The following is a 14537-nucleotide window of genomic DNA, read 5'->3' as shown; positions in this document are numbered from 1 at the left end:
CGACCGGGCTCGTGTTCAGGGTGCTCACCGCTTACTCGCCCCATCCCATCTCCGAGTACAGGCGCCCGGCGACAACTCCGTCGATTGCCAGGCGGGTGTACGGCACGACTTTGGCCGGAAGGTCCTTCGGGTTCCACCACCGCCACTCCACGCACCGGTCGGGCTCCAGGATCTTCGGGGTGCCGGACCAGGAGTGGGCCCGGAATACGAGCCCGATGCGTGGGCGTGCAGTCGGCGAGTCGATGAGGTGGACCACGTGCACGAGCTCGATGCTGTCGGGATCGACGATCAGACCTGCCTCCTCCTTGGCCTCCCTGATCAGGCATCTGATCGCGGCCTCTCGCTCGCAGTGTCCGGCCAGGAAGTGCCACTCGTTCGCCCCGAAGGCGGAGTCGGGGTGGCGCAGGCCCAGCAGGATCCGACCGTGCTCGTTCTGGAGGTAGAGGTGGACGCCGACGATGTGGAGCTCGGTCCCCTCAGGCGCTTCGTCGCGCGGCAGACCGACGTCGTCCGGTGGACCGCCGACCGGGGGATGCTCGGCCGCGTGCCGACGGATCAGGTCACCGAGCCCGGGACTCAATGGCAGCCGGTCCAGCATGTCGACGGTGAACCAGCGCAGCAGCACCCCTTCGCGTAGATCCACGGTGTCGGGATAGCCGTTCCAGCGACCCACGTATACCTGGACGGGTACCGCGAGGCCGTCGACGCTCGTCGCCTCCTCCACCGCGTACGGCGTCACGTCGGTAAGTTCCAGACCGGGTGCCTCCTCGGCGAGCTCCCGGCTCAGGGTCGTCGCCAGATCAGCATCGCCCGTTTTCCGGCCGCCACCCAGGAGGGCGAACACCCCCGGAGCCCAGATGCCCTCACGCTGATCCCTCAGGTGCAGCAGATAGCGACCGTGGCCGTCATGGATCAGGGCAGAGGCGTTCACCGGCTCCGGCCGCCCATCAAGCTCCTGGGCCTTCGCGCCCAGGAGCTTGGCCCGCAATGTCGGCGACCGGACGTCGGCAAACGCCAGCCACCGAGCACCGGAGACCTCCTCGCCCTGCAGTGCAAGGACCGGTAGCCGATCGGGCACAAGGTAGAAGACGAAGCGGAAATCGAAGTGCTGGTGCGCGGGCTCATTCTTGCCCGGATTGGCGTCGATGTCGTGGACGTCGATGTCGATCGGCGCTCCGAGGAACTGCGGGGTGAGACACAGGTCTTGCGGGAGGAGCCCGGCTTCCTCACACACCTCGCGCAGCGCGGCAGCCAGAAGGGTCCGGTCATCCTCGACGTGGCCGCCCGGTGTGAGGAGCTTCCCTGACGCCTTATGACCGATGTGCAGCACACGCTGCTCACGGTCGATGACGGTCCCGCTGCACGTGATGTGGCCGGGTAGCGTTGCGCGGTTCGTCGGCTCGTCGGGTCGGTCGAGGGCGGCCAGCAGCCCGGCCAGGGCCTCCCGCTCGTGCGGGTGCCGACCCAGGTACGCCTCGAGGGTCGTACGGATGTGGGAGCGGGTGGGCGGCACGTCATCACCTCGGAGGGGCGTGTGGCGGTCGAAGGAGTGCGTGGCCGTGGGCGAGGCCATGTCGGCGCGGCCTGGTGCAGTGGTACTGGTGCGGCTCATGGGCGCGCCCCGTGCTGCTCGCTGTCCGGCGCGGAGGTGACCTGGTAGGACAGCAACTGCTGGAACATGCCGGGCTGTTGGGCCAGCTCTGTGTAGGTGCCCTCCTGCACGATCCTGCCGTCGTGGAGGACCACGATCCGGTCGGCCACGGCGACATTGGTGATGCGGTGGGTCACCAGCAGCACCGCCCGGTCCCGGGCCAGATCTCGCAGTCGCTGGAAGATCCGGTACTCGGCGCGGGGATCGAGGTTGGCGGTGGGCTCGTCGAGGACCAGCAGCCCTGCCTCGCGGAAGAATGCCCTGGCCAGAGCGATGCGCTGCCATTGTCCGCCGCTGAGTTCTTCGCCGTTGAGCCACTCGCGGGCGAGGAGGGTGTCCAGGCCGGCGCCGAGCTTGTCGACGACCTCGTCGGCGCCGGCGGCCTCGCACGCCTCATGCACCGCCGCGTCGCCGCGCGCCGTCGGCTGCCCCAGGTTCACGTTCTCGCGCACCGTCAGCGGCCAGCGCGCGTAGTCCTGTGGGACCAGGGCGACCTGCTGCCACAGGGCCTGCGGGTCCGCCTCGCTGATGGGCATCCCGTCCCACAGCACCTGCCCGCTCGTGGGAAGATTCAGGCCGCTGATCAGCTTGGACAGGGTCGACTTTCCCGATCCGTTGAATCCGACCAGGGCGGTGACCTCGCCGCGGCGCAAGGTGAGCGAGACGTCGGACAGGGCGTTACGGTCCTTGCCCGCGTAGCGGTGGGTGACCGACTTGACCTCGATCGTCTTCGGCGGCTCGGGGCGGCGCGGACCCCGGCGCATGCGGAACCCGCCGGCCTTGTCCAGGAAGTCGCTCCAGTCGTCCATGTACAGGCCGGTTCGGACGGCCCGCGCGCCGACGGTCACCAGGCCGCGGACCGACTGGCCCACCGTCTGCAGGGCGAAGACGGCGGTTCCCGCGTGACCGACGCTGATGCGTCCGTTGGCCAGCAGCAGGACGACCGCCGCCCACACGATGGCCGACCCCAGACCCCCGCACAATGCGCCGGCCAGGGACATGCGGGCGCCCTTGTCGGCTGCGGCCCGGTCCTCGCGGTTGATCCGGGCGACCGTCTCCCGGTACCGGCCGGACAGGAACGCGGACATGGTGCCGGCACGGATCTGGTCGGCGGCGTCCTTGGTGTAGATGTGCCAGCGCAGCACATACAGCATCCGTAGGTCGCCGTTGCTGCGCAGGTTCGCCAGGTACCGGATGCGCGCGGCGCTGACCTGGGCCAGGGCCTGCGGGAGGCTGGCAGCGATCAGGAGCGGCAGCAGCATCCAGTTCACTCCGGCCAGCACGAGTGCCCCGGCGAGGAAACTGGCGGACGAGGCGATCAGGTCCTGCCCCTCGTTGATCAGGTCGCCGGTGACCTGCGCTCCGCGGTCGGCGGCCTCGCGGGCACGGTTGAAGTCGGGGTCGTCGTAGGCGCAGAGCTCGGCCTCGGCGCAGCCGAGCAGCAGTTGCTGTTCGGCCTCGCGCGACATCAGCGGGCCCAGCCGGGAGGACAGCCAGTTGACGGTGATGCCCAGCAGCGCGCGCACGCCGGCGGCGCCGGCCAGCAGGGCCACGGACGGCCATGCCTCAAGGAGCTGGTCGTAGACGTCTTTGCTGGTGAGCAGCGCGGTGAGGGTGCCGCTGATGGCGACCAGGCCGAGGGCCTGCATCACACCGGTGACGGCCTGGCACAGCAGGAGGCCGATGGTCGCTCGTCGGTCGACCTGCCAGGCGAGAGCCAGTGAGCGGCGCACCAACTGGGGCAGACGCCGGGCCATGTCGCGCATCCGGATGGACCGTCCGGCCGCTTCCCGGCTGCCGGTCAGGTCGACGTACCGCATCTGCGGGGCGGAGGCGGCCGTCTCGGAGGGAGTGCCCGGCTCGGTCTGTGAAATGACGACGTCCGGTCCGTTGTGAGGGCGGGCAGACGGGGCCGCGGATGGGGGTGACACCGGGGTGGCGCGCGGCCCCGGGACACTGTCGGCTGCTGCATCGGTGGGCTCGCTCATGCTGCCCACCCCGTATCCGGTCGTGCTGAGCGGCGGGCAGCGGCGTCAACCGTGTGCGTGGTGGGGGAGAAGGAGCCGACGGCGGGCCGTCGCTGTTCGAATCCAAGAGGCTTATTCGTGGGGGCGAGTACAGGATTCATGGCGTCCTCCATCTGGGCGCGTGAGGGGTACTGGTGCTCTAAGAACGCCCCCGCAGGGGGTCCGTAACGGGCTTCTCGGGAGCAGATCGTGGACGGATGTTCTATTGGTGGGTGGTGGGTGTGCTGGCTGTGCTGTGACGGGATTCAGGTGCACTCGAACGCGGTACGTCACCCGTTCGTGGTCTTGTCCTCGCGGTGGTGGACGCATGGCTGGGGAGGCAGCGGCGGCGGAGGCGCTGCCTGAGGGCGGTGGTTGGGTCAGGTCACGCGGCGGGGCGCTCCAGAGCTTGGTTCCATGCGTCGATGTCGGCTGGGTCGAGGAGTGGAGCGACGGGGGTGTTGAGGTACTCGTGCTCGACGAAGTACAGGCCGGCGGTGCCGGCGTGGCCGGGGAAGAGCTCGTTCAGTCGGCGGGTGACGGCTTCGGGCGCGGCGTCGTCGACGTTGAGGAGCCGTCGGGCGAGGATCTTGCGGTTCCACACGTCCAGTCCGAAGGAGGCGGGGTTCCGGGACGCGTGCGAGGCCATGATCGCGGCGGTGTAGGGGCCGACGCCCTTGATCTGCTGGAAGGTCTGCACGAGGTCGTCGGCGGCCTGGAGTTCCTCGGCGGGGTGGTCGCGGAAGAAGTCGGCGAAGTGGGGGAGGGTCTTGGCGCGGTAGCCGAGGCGGTCCTGTTCCTTGAGGGTTTCGGCGGAGACGTGGGCCAGTTCCGCGGGCGTGAACCAGGCTCGGAGCGTGATGCCGTCGAAGTGGACGAGCTGCCCGTGGTGGGTGAGGAGGTTGCGGGTCATCTGGGTGGTGCGGGCGATGGTGACGTTCTGCAGGAGCAGGGCGACCACGGCGATCTCGAAGTGGTCTTCGGGGCAGCTCTGCCGCATGCCGGCCAGCGACTTCAGCGGGTGGCTCATCTCCGGTACGGCGGCGGCCAGTTCGGTGAACCGGCTGACGTCTTCGTCCAGGCCGTAGGAGGCGGTCAGCCGGCGCACCAGGTGCTCGCGGTGGTTCGGTTTGTAGTCGCCGTCGGTGTAGACCTCGGCGATGACGAGCCGGTCCTCCGCGTGCATACACACACCGGTGACGAGGCCGCCGACACGGAAGGTCCGCCAGGAGCGGGCCGCGGTGTGCGCCTCGAGCCCGGTGGCGTAGTGGGACGGCTTCCAGACGGTGTGAAGGAAGTTGAAGGGCCCGTCTCCGGTGACGGGCAGTTCGAGGGTGTCGGCGTGGTCGAGGTGGCGGGTACTCACGTCATGCTCCTGGGTGGCGGCCGTGGGTGGATCTCAGGCGGGAGTCGTCGTCGGGAAGTCCGGCCGGCGGCGCCGGGCCCGGGGGCACGGCGGTGTCGTAGACGGCCAGGGTGCGGCGCAGCTGGCTGGCTATCGCTGCGCGCAGCTCTTCCGGCTCGGTGACGATGACGTCCGGGCCGTAGCTGCTGACCAGCGGGATCAGCCACTCCCACCGGTCGACGAACAGCACGATCGTCAGGGACCCGTCGTCGTGTTCGTGGACCTGGGACGTGGACTTCAGGCTGAGACGCAGCATCTCGTCGCGGGCCGCGGTCGTGACGTTGAGGGTGACGCGTACCTCGCCCTTGCCGTAGTCCTCCATGGCCTGCGTCCACCAGTCGCGGACGGAGAAGGACTCGGGGTAGGTGAAGGTCAGGTCGGTGGGCACCAGCCGGTCGACCAGGTTGAGGCGGAACCGGGCGGGGCCGCCGGTCGCCCGGGCGGCGATCATGTGCCACTCGCCGGCCTTCCACACCACGCCGTACGGCTTGAGCAGGGCGGTCTCCTGGGCGCCGGTCTTGGAGCGCCAGGTGGCTTCGACGGCGGTGGCGGCGAGCATGGCGGTGCGCAGGACGGGCAGGTGGCCGGAGCCCTCGTCACGCCAGTACCAGTCCGCGGTGTCGAAGTGGATGCGCTGAGCCAGTCGCCGGATGACCTCTTGGACGGTGTCGCTGATACCGGCCGCGCGGGCGCGGTCTTCGGTGGTGGTGTCGTCGGGGTCGAGGAAGCCCAGGACGTACAGCCGCAGGGCGTGGTCGGAGTCGATGGTGAGCGGGTCGAGCGCGGTGTCGGGGGACAGGCGGTAGCCGCCGACCTTGCCGGGCTGGGCCTGGATGGGGATGCCGTGGGCGGTGAGGGTGGTGATGTCGCGGTAGATGGTGCGTTCGGTGACGCCGAAGCGGTCGGCCAGCTCGCTGGCGGGCACGTTGGTGCGGCTGCGGAGCATGTGCACGATGCCCAGCTGCCGGGCGCGGACGGCGTCGACCATCAGAGAGCGGCCTCCAGGGGATAGACCTGGCCGGTGGCGTAGGACCACTGCTCAGCGGTGGCCAGGTCGATGCACGTGGTGGCGACCTCGTCCAGGGACAGGGGGCGTCCCCACGGCAGTTGCTCGAGGTAGGCGTCGGGGTCGGTGACACCCTTGAGGGCCATGACGTGATGGGCGAGGGGCGAGTCGATGAGCGAGGGCGCGAGGAGGTTGACCCGCACGCCGTTGTGCAGTTCCTCCTTGGCCAGGGTGATGACGAGCGAAGCGAGGGCGGCCTTCGCCGCGGTGTAGGGGCCGTTGCCCGGGCGTGCTGCCCCTCCGGCATCGGAGCCGACCGCCAGAACGGAGGCGCCATCGTGCCGGGCCCGGTCAGCAATCGCGTGCCAGGTACGGACGAAGCTGACGACGTTGGCCTGGTGAACCGCCTCGAACTCCCCGACGTTGGTGTCCGTGACGGTCTGCTTGGTCGAAGGGGCGCCGATGCAGGCGAACACCGCGCGGAGTTGGCCCGGGCAGGAGGCGACAGCTCGACGTAAGGCGAGGGTCGCAGCCTCGTCGGCTGCGTCGAACCGAACCCAGGCGGAGTCCTCGTCCTGGGGCGGGCGGGTGCGGTAGGTGGCCACGACCTGCCAGCCCTCCTTGACCAGGCGGGTGCGGATCGCCGTGCCGAGGGCCCCGCTGGCGCCGGTCACCACGGCCAGCGGGGTCGAAGCGGACGGGGAGGTGGTCACCCGGCGTCGGCCTCCGGCTGGGCGGGGGCGTCGGGGTGGTCGGTGTCCCACATCTCGGCGAAGCGCATCTGCTCGTCGGGGATGGCGAACAGAGCGCCGACGGCCCGGGCATGGGCGACGGCATCCTCGTCGTTGCGGGGGATGTCGACGACGGTGTGCGGGAAGGCCACGAGCATCCGCGTCTCGTCGATCAGGTGGGCGTAGTACAGCCGGGGCTTCAGCACAGAGGACAGCGCCAGCGCCATGGCGGGCGCCTGGTCGCCCGGCACGGTCAGCTCGATGATCTCGATGGGGGTGCGCTCATCGAGCAGATGCGGGTAACGCCGTTCCTCCATACCGAGTAAGTCGGGGGGCAGTTCGCCTCCGGTGAGGCTTTCCGTGATGACGACGGCGCGCATGCTGGTCACGCGGAACGGTCCTCTCGGTCAGTGGTAGGGGAAGGTCAGGGCCTCGAACACGGTCCGGCCGGTGCACAGCGCCAGCAGCCGTTCGATGCCCAGGCCGAACGTGAACACGTCGGCGGGGTCACAGTCGATGTCCGCGAAGAAGTCGACCGGCCCGTGGTCCGCCGGGATGCCGTGCAGCTGAGTGCGCAGGGCGATGTTCGCCTCGACCATCGGCTTGTATTCGGCGGCAGTGCGCAGCTTCACGCCGCCGTCGCAGATCTCGGTACCGGCCGCTATCAGGGAGAACCGCTCCACGCGGCCGGTCGCCTCGTTGATGCGGGAGTTGTGCCGCAGCTCCCAGGGGAATCCGTACAGCACGGTGGGCTGGGTGACGGGTTTCTCCACGGCGTGCTTGACGAAGTCCTCCATCACCACCCAGTCGGCACCTCCCGCCGCCAGACCGCGGTCCTTCAGCCAGCCACGGGCGGCCTCGACCAGGTCCGCGCCGGTCGGGGCCTCGACCACGCCGAGCGCCTCGGCGATCGCGCCGTCGACGGGCCGCATGCGGATCGTGGTGAAGTCGACCCCCGGGGTGGCCAGAGTGGCGAACGTGGTCTGCACCGTGTACTGCACCAGGCCGGTGACCAGCTCGATGCCGGCCTCGAGGTCGATATCGCGGGCCGCGGTCTGCAGCATGGTGAACTCGATCGCGTGACTGTCGTCGGCCTGCTCGGCACGGATCGCCTTGGACAAGTCGAAGACGCGGTCGATGCTGACGACGACGCGCCGCAGGTGTTCCTCGGCAGAGTGCCGGAGGTGGAAGGACTGCCCGGTCAGCGGGTTGCGCGTGGCGAACTGCGGGATCGGGGCGCTCTCGCGGTCCTGGCACAGCACCGGGGTGGCGACCTCCGCGTAGCCGGTCTCGTGCAGCCAGCCGCGCATGGCGCGCACCATGTCGGCCTTGGTCAGCAGCAGGGTCCGCTCGTCGGGGTGCTGCTTGAGGAGGGTGCCGTACAGGCGCCGTTCTTCGGGGGCAGTGGTCACCGCTCTGCTCCTTCGCCCGGGGAGGTCCAGGGGGAGGTGATGGTGAGGGCGTGCTCGGCGGTGGAGTCGAGCAGGACTTCGGCACCGATGGGCAGGGTGTGTTTGAGGGGGGTGTGACCGAACGGCAAGCCGACGGCGACGGGGAAGTCGTACTCGGCGCACAGGTCCGTGACCATCTGCTGGGCGTCCGTCCCGCCGGAGGGCTCGCAACCGAGGAGTTCACCGACGACCATGCCGGAGATCTGATCGAGGACACCGCAGTCCCGGAAGTGGGTCAGGGTCTGGTCCAGCTGCTCGATCGGCTTGAACGCGTCCTCCCAGGCCAGGACCGCGCCCCGCCAGTTGGGCTCCCATACGGTGCCGAGCAGGCAGCGCAGGGAGGACAGGCAGCCGGCGACCAAGGGTCCCTGCGCGGATCCGGTACGGGCCCACCCCAGTGGAGCGTTGATCCGAGCGGCTTGTGCCTCGCCGGCGAGGACGGCCGTGAAGTGGTCGCCGGTCGCTGCGGGGGCGTCGGCGGAGCCGAAGTCCCACAGCACCGCGGGCCCGTGGAAGGTCGGCATACCGGTCCGGGCCGTGATCGCGTTCAGGAGCACCGTCGGGTCGCTCACCCCGACGATCGGCTTGGGATGGGCGCCGATCAGGGTGTAGTCGAGGCCGCGCAGAAGCCGGTTGGCGTTCTTGCCGCCGCCGGCGCACACCACGGCCGCGATGTCGGGGTCGGCGATGAAGGAGTGGAAGTCGTTAAGGAGCGCAGACTCGTTGCCGGCCCGGTATCCGTGGGTGTCCAGCGCATGGTCGGCGGTGACCGGCTCGAAGCCGCGGTCGCGCAGGGCCTCCAGCCCGCGGGCGAACTGGTCCGGGTTCTGCGCCGGCTCGGGCGCGGACACGGTGACGATGCCGATGCGGTCGCCCTTGGCGAGCGGAGCGGGTAGAACACGTGCGGTACTCAAGCGAGGTCTCCTCTGGCTGGGGGCCGGCCGCCGCACACCGAATCTCCCGTTGGGGTAATGGTTCCGGTGCACAGCGTGACGGTATGGGGTGTCAGCGGGCGGGGGCCAGCCGCATCTTGGTCGCCTCCCGGGCCCGGGCTGCGGTGGCGTCGGTCGTCCAGGGGGTCAGGGAGGTGTAGTAGTCGAAGGCCGACCACTCCTCCAGCGAGGCGGGCGCGGTGAATCCGGCTTCCAGGGCGCGCTCCCACAGCGGCGTGCCCGGGTACGGGGCGAACAGGTGCACCCGTGTCTCGGGCTGCGGCTCGAACTGCCGCAGCTCTTCGATCAGCGAGTAAGTGTCCTCCATCTCCGCATCGCTCTCGCCGGGAAAACCCACGATGAACGTGTAGGAGCCGAGGATGCCGTGAGCGGCGATGTCCGCCGCGACGCCGAGGATGCTCGCGCGGGTGGTCTCCTTGCGGACCACGTCGGCCAGCACGCGGTCGTTGCCCGACTCCACGCCCATCAGCAGCCGGGAGCAGCCGCTTTCCGCGATCCTCTCAAGCAGGGGGAGCTTGGCGCGGCGGGCCTTGAGGATGTCGTTGGGGTTGATGCTGGCCGCCCACCGGATGTCCAGGCCGCGGTCGATCAGCCCGTCGCAGAACCCGATGGACCGGCGCAGGTTCACGAACCAGTCCGCGTCGTAGAACTTCACACCATTGATGCCATACGCGGCCTGGAGCGCGGCGACGTCGTCGAGGAGGTCTTGGGCGGCCATCGCCGAGTACTTGCGCTGATAGGTCAGCTCGAAGCAGAACTGGCACTTGTAGACGCAGCCCTGGCTGGAGACATAGTTCAGCGTGCGGGCAGCCACTGTGGGGTCGTCGCGGATGTACTTCGCGACATCCAGCAGCGACCAGGGGTAGGCGCCCAGGTTCCCGGTCCGCGGCGGGTTCACTCGCCCGCACATCACGCATCCGTCGTTGTCGACGCGCAGGCCCGGGACCAACCGGCGCGGGACACGGCCGAGGAGCGACTTCACGTACTCGAGCATCGAGTTCTGCCCGGGGCCCTGCAGGACGGCGTCGACGAGCGGGTGCGCGGCGGTCTGTTCGGGCTGCACGTTCACGTGCGGTCCGCCGAAGACGACCGGCGGACAGAAGCGGCGCCTCTTCGCCACCCGGACCATCTCCAGGGCGTGCCCGATCTGCCCGCCGCCCGTCATGATGCTGACCCCGATGCACACCGTCTGCCCAAGGTGCTCGTCCAGCAGCCGCTCCCACGCTGCGCCGTCCTTCTGGTTCCCGTCGAACAGGACCACGTTCACCAAACCGCTCTCCATGAGCGGCTTGGCGATGGTCAGCAGCGAGAACGGCATCCAGAAGTAGACGTAGTCCTTCTCGTGGTCGATCTTCGGATAGGCCAGGATGACTGTCGGCAACCCCGCCCGGAGGTCGGCGACCGCAGCGGACGGGCTCACGGAGAGGCCGCCGGGAAGTCCCATGAATACCTCGCTCACCGGTGCGCCTCCAGCAGTTCCTGCGGGGTGGTGTCACCAGGCCGGAAGTACGCGTCGGCATACATCTCGAACGCCGCCTCGACCTGGGCAGCCAGCCCCTCCTGGTCGTCCTTCTCCAGCAGCGGGGCGAGGTCGACGGTGACGTCCTCGCGCAGGAGGCAGAACTGCAGCCGGGCGTCCGCGGTCAGGCGCAGCGCCATCAGCGCGTCGTGACACGGGAAGAGCGGACACCCGCGGCACACCGAGCCGTACCACGCGCCGGCGGTGGAGTCCTTGAGGACCACCTCCGTGCCCGACGGCATGGTGAACACCGTCATCGGGTGGCCAAAACCTCCCTGCTGCACCGTCTGCTCGCCGATTGCCCGGCTTCGCAGGTCACCCGCAAGGTCCTCCATGGACACGTACAGGTCGGGCAGGTCCCGCTTGCGTTTAATCTCCAGCCGCCGGGCGAAGCTCTCGCTGCCCTCGCCAAGGTCCTTGATGACGTCCAGGAGCTTCACGCTCTTGACCCCGGCCTTCTCGCACCACGCGATGAGCTCTTCGATCTCCGAGGCGTTGATCCCGTCCATCACCACGACGTTGACCTTCACCGGGACTCCGGTGGCCACGCACGCTTCGATCGCGGTCAGGACTTCAGCGTGGTCGTTCACCCCGCAAATCTCGTGATGCAGGCTGGCGTCGAGAGTATCCAGGGAGACGTTGAATAAGGTGACCCCGGCCTCGCCGAGCGCGGGGGCGAGCTCGCCGATCCTCGGGTGCCGCGAGATCACCTCGACCTCGCTCATGCCGGCATCGTGGCGCAGCCGTCGTACGACGTCCACGAGCGGTACGTACAGGGCCGGGTCCCCGCCGGTCAGCTTGATGCTCTCTACGCCCTGGGTCCGAACAGCTGCCGCCACGGCGACCAGCTGATCGGGCGCCAGTTCGGTCCCAGATTTGGTGGCCACGGCTTCCCCCGACGGCCGGCAGTAGTAGCAGCTCCGCTTGCAACGGGAGTTCACCGTCACCCGGACTTGCGGCTTACGCATGTCACCCCTTCCTCGCGCATCGCTGACATTCACGCTCATAGCCTTGTGCTCCCTTTCCTTGGCCAGCAACAACGTTGGGCAGAGTTGATGTCAGGGTTTGCCGCGACATCAACTCCAAACCCTGACAACGCCCTCGACCGCAGCGGACAATGCACCCGCCCCGGGTGTGGCGCCGTCAGACAGCGCCTGCGGCGATGCACGCGCCACAGGCCGCGAACACGATCGGCGCTGTGGAAGGTCATCAGCGACCCCCGCGAGCGGGTCCGGCAGCCAGGCGCACGCCGGCAGCGGACAGCGCGGCGATCCGCTCGGCGCTCAATTTGCCGTCCCGGAATTCCTTTCGCTGTCTTCTCAGCCACTTTCCCAGCGCGAAGCTGTCCGGCGGCGGTGTCTTGTATCCATCGGGCGGATCGGCGTTGCCATGCAGCTCTTTGTACCGGCGAAGCGCCTGAAGGGCGCGATTCCAGCGGTATTCGAAAAGGTTCCCTGCGGGCCCCAGTTCGTTGAGGGCAGCGATGGTGTACTCGGGAAAGCGTACGCCGGCAGCGGACAGCGCGGCGATCCGTTCGGCGCTCAATGTCCCCGCCCGATATGCGCCCCACTGTCTCCGGAGCCATGAGCCCAGCGCGAAGCTGTCCGGTGGCGGTGTCTTGTATCGATCGGGCGGATCGGCGTTGCCGTGCTGCTCTTTGTATCGGCGAAGTGCCTGAAGCGTGATATGCCAGCGGTGCTCGTGGGCATCCCAAATGAATCCCAGCTCATTGAGGGTTTTGATGGTGTCTTCGGACAGGGTGCCGTTGTTGTAGTCGCACGGTAGCCGCATACCTGCGCGCCCAGGTTCCGGGGTTTGGGGCCAGGCGTTTGATAATTCTGTGGAATGTCCAGATCTGGGTGCGCGAGGCGGTAGGCTTTGAGGTCGGCGAGGAATTGTTGCCATGATGTGTCTGTCACGCTCCAGATGAAGCCTATGGCCTCAAGGCGGGTGACAAACTGCGGGTCGAGTCTTCCCTGGCGGTATCGCACGCGTATGTCCGTGACGGCAGAACCCAGCCGGAATGGCTGTTCGCCGGTTGTCACGTAGCGGTCCGGGACGAAGAGATGGCCGTTCTCGGATCGAAATGCCTCCAGGTGTGCCAGTACTCGGTTGCGGTTGAACTCCATGGTGTCCCAGACCATGTCGAGCTTTTCCAGGGCCGCAATCCGGTCGGCGCGCAGTATGCCCCGCCTGTATTCCTGGCGCTGCCGGTGCATCCACGTGCCCAGGTGCAGTCCCGTGGGAGTCTGCCATTCCTGGGGTATCAGCAGGTTGCCGTGAGCGGCCTGGTAGGCCTGGGCAGCGCCGTAGTACTCCTCCCACGGCGTAGATGAGGCGCGGACAAACCGCACGGTGATGGCTCGGGCGAAGCCGGCGGGCACGGGGACGCCAGTGATGCGCAGCCAGTGGGGAAGTTCCATGGGTGTCGTGCGGGCGTCTTCGCGACCGAGCTGGCGCCGCAGCCGGCCGAGCTGGCTTGCCAGAGTGTCATCGTGCGCGGCCATGGCCCGGATCACCTGCCAGACCGGGGCGTATGCGGAGCCGTTGAGCGCGGTCTCGGGATCCTCCCCGGACCCCAGGAGGACGGGAACGATGATGAAGGCCGTCTTGGGCCCGGCGCTCCTGCCCTGACGCAGCGCACGGCCGATGGCCTGGATCGTGTCGATGGGCGAGCTGCGGCTGTCGATGAAGGCCACCGAATCGACAGCCGGCACGTCGACGCCTTCGCCCAGCACCCGCGCGTTGGAAACCACGACCAAGCCGTCGTCGTCACCGCGCAGCCGATCCACGACCCGTCGGCGGGAAGCAAGCGGCTGTGTTCCGTGCACATGGTCGGCCCACACGTGAACCGGGCGGTCCTCGGGCGTCAGGAGTCCGGCGGCGCGTGGCAGGGTGCTGGCGAACCATCGGGCATAGGCCACCCGGTTGTGGAATGTGATCATTCTGCGGATGCCGTACTCGCGGGCGGCGCGCAGGACGGCGACCTGGGTTGCGAGCATCTCGCCGGACACAGCGGAGCGGCCGCTCTGATAGAACGAGCCCTGCTGCAGGGCGGCGGCACGGACCTGCTCGTCGGTCACGACTGGCACGACCACCTGGTAGTTGGCCAGCAGTCCCAGCTCGATCGCCGTTGAGAACGGCAGCCGATAACCGACCTGGCCGAAGACCTTCTCGTCGTCCATGCTGACCGCGTCGTCTCCGGGGCTGACGATCACCTTCGGCGTTGCGGTCATGTACAGCCGCCGGGCGGCGGGGATGTGCGCGTTGCTGTGGATGACGCCCCACACCTTGTCGGAGCGGCCGACGCTGCGATGCGCCTCGTCGATGACGATCAGGTCCCACATCGGCAGGCCGTGCTCGTCGTGGGCGGCGACGAGCACCGGCAGACTCTGGTAGGTGCTGGCGACGGTGACCCGGCTCCGGTCTGCGGTGAGGGCGGCGAGCTGGACAGGGTCTGATGTGACGAGGGCCCGATGCTTGCGCAAGTCGTGCTGGTGTTCGCGCAGAACGTCCTGGTCGGAGCAGACAGCGACGACCCGGCCGAGTGCCTCGGTGTCGAGGACGTGCCGCCATTCCCCCACCATCTGCGTGATCAGGTCCAGGAAGGGCGCAACGAACAAAATGCGCTCGACACCGGCGTGCTCGGCCAGATAGCCCGCGACGGCGGCACCGACCCGCGTTTTGCCCGTGCCGCAGGCCATGACCGTGGTGGTGCGCTCCGCATCGGAGAGCGCCGACACGGTGGCGTTGACCGCTTCAATCTGGTGAGGCCACAGGCCGGGCCTGGTGATGGTCAGCAATTTCGTCCTTTG

Annotated in this window: 11 protein-coding genes and 2 pseudogenes; all 13 read right to left on the bottom strand. The window is 68.7% G+C overall.

The window, feature by feature from the left end:
• Positions 1 to 31 precede the first annotated feature (31 nt).
• A complete protein-coding gene (locus ACWD3E_RS36205) occupies positions 32 to 1612 on the bottom strand; it encodes an NUDIX domain-containing protein (protein WP_451391754.1) in 1581 nt (526 codons plus the stop codon).
• Positions 1609 to 3639 (bottom strand): ABC transporter ATP-binding protein, encoded by a 2031-nt coding sequence (locus tag ACWD3E_RS36200; RefSeq protein WP_451391753.1) that lies wholly within the window; start codon positions 3637 to 3639, stop codon positions 1609 to 1611. The genes ACWD3E_RS36205 and ACWD3E_RS36200 overlap by 4 nt, the downstream gene beginning before the upstream one ends.
• A gap of 403 nt (positions 3640 to 4042) precedes the next feature.
• Positions 4043 to 5023, bottom strand: a complete 981-nt coding sequence (locus ACWD3E_RS36195) for a hypothetical protein (RefSeq protein WP_451391752.1) — start codon at positions 5021 to 5023, stop codon at positions 4043 to 4045.
• A gap of 1 nt (position 5024) precedes the next feature.
• On the bottom strand, positions 5025 to 6050 hold the full coding sequence (locus ACWD3E_RS36190) for a helix-turn-helix transcriptional regulator (protein WP_451391751.1): 1026 nt from the start codon (positions 6048 to 6050) through the stop codon (positions 5025 to 5027).
• On the bottom strand, positions 6050 to 6781 hold the full coding sequence (locus tag ACWD3E_RS36185; protein WP_451391750.1) for an SDR family NAD(P)-dependent oxidoreductase: 732 nt from the start codon (positions 6779 to 6781) through the stop codon (positions 6050 to 6052). Before ACWD3E_RS36185 ends, ACWD3E_RS36190 begins: the two co-directional genes overlap by 1 nt.
• Positions 6778 to 7188 (bottom strand): hypothetical protein, encoded by a 411-nt coding sequence (locus ACWD3E_RS36180; protein WP_451391749.1) that lies wholly within the window; start codon positions 7186 to 7188, stop codon positions 6778 to 6780. Before ACWD3E_RS36180 ends, ACWD3E_RS36185 begins: the two co-directional genes overlap by 4 nt.
• Positions 7189 to 7206: 18 nt before the next feature.
• Positions 7207 to 8211: an amino acid--tRNA ligase-related protein gene (locus ACWD3E_RS36175; RefSeq protein ID WP_451391748.1), complete on the bottom strand. Its 1005-nt coding sequence runs from the start codon at positions 8209 to 8211 to the stop codon at positions 7207 to 7209.
• Positions 8208 to 9164, bottom strand: a complete 957-nt coding sequence (locus ACWD3E_RS36170; protein ID WP_451391747.1) for a S66 peptidase family protein — start codon at positions 9162 to 9164, stop codon at positions 8208 to 8210. Before ACWD3E_RS36170 ends, ACWD3E_RS36175 begins: the two co-directional genes overlap by 4 nt.
• 91 nt (positions 9165 to 9255) lie before the next feature.
• Entirely contained in the window at positions 9256 to 10662 is a 1407-nt protein-coding gene (locus ACWD3E_RS36165) for a B12-binding domain-containing radical SAM protein (protein WP_451391746.1), read from the bottom strand.
• Positions 10659 to 11690, bottom strand: coding sequence for a radical SAM protein (locus ACWD3E_RS36160; RefSeq protein WP_451391745.1), 1032 nt, complete (start codon positions 11688 to 11690; stop codon positions 10659 to 10661). Before ACWD3E_RS36160 ends, ACWD3E_RS36165 begins: the two co-directional genes overlap by 4 nt.
• A 241-nt stretch (positions 11691 to 11931) precedes the next feature.
• Positions 11932 to 12267, bottom strand: a complete 336-nt coding sequence (locus tag ACWD3E_RS36155) for a helicase associated domain-containing protein (protein WP_451391765.1) — start codon at positions 12265 to 12267, stop codon at positions 11932 to 11934.
• A 21-nt stretch (positions 12268 to 12288) separates the two neighbouring features.
• Positions 12289 to 12513, bottom strand: a pseudogene (locus tag ACWD3E_RS36150) (helicase associated domain-containing protein); the annotation flags it as partial.
• A 149-nt stretch (positions 12514 to 12662) separates the two neighbouring features.
• Positions 12663 to 14525, bottom strand: a pseudogene (locus ACWD3E_RS36145) (Helicase associated domain protein); the annotation flags it as partial.
• Between the last annotated feature and the right edge of the window lie 12 nt (positions 14526 to 14537).

Source organism: Streptomyces sp. NPDC002676 (assembly GCF_053592455.1).
Note: the sequence above shows the minus strand (reverse complement) of the source record. Positions and strands in the feature narration are given on the sequence as shown.

Bases quoted from the DNA above. Each gene is read 5' to 3' on its own strand.
- ACWD3E_RS36190 (WP_451391751.1), bottom strand. From the start codon at position 6,050: ATGGTCGACGCCGTCCGCGCCCGGCAGCTGGGCATCGTGCACATGCTC.
- ACWD3E_RS36160 (WP_451391745.1), bottom strand. From the start codon at position 11,690: ATGCGTAAGCCGCAAGTCCGGGTGACGGTGAACTCCCGTTGCAAGCGG.
- ACWD3E_RS36200 (WP_451391753.1), bottom strand. From the start codon at position 3,639: ATGAGCGAGCCCACCGATGCAGCAGCCGACAGTGTCCCGGGGCCGCGC.
- ACWD3E_RS36205 (WP_451391754.1), bottom strand. From the start codon at position 1,612: ATGAGCCGCACCAGTACCACTGCACCAGGCCGCGCCGACATGGCCTCG.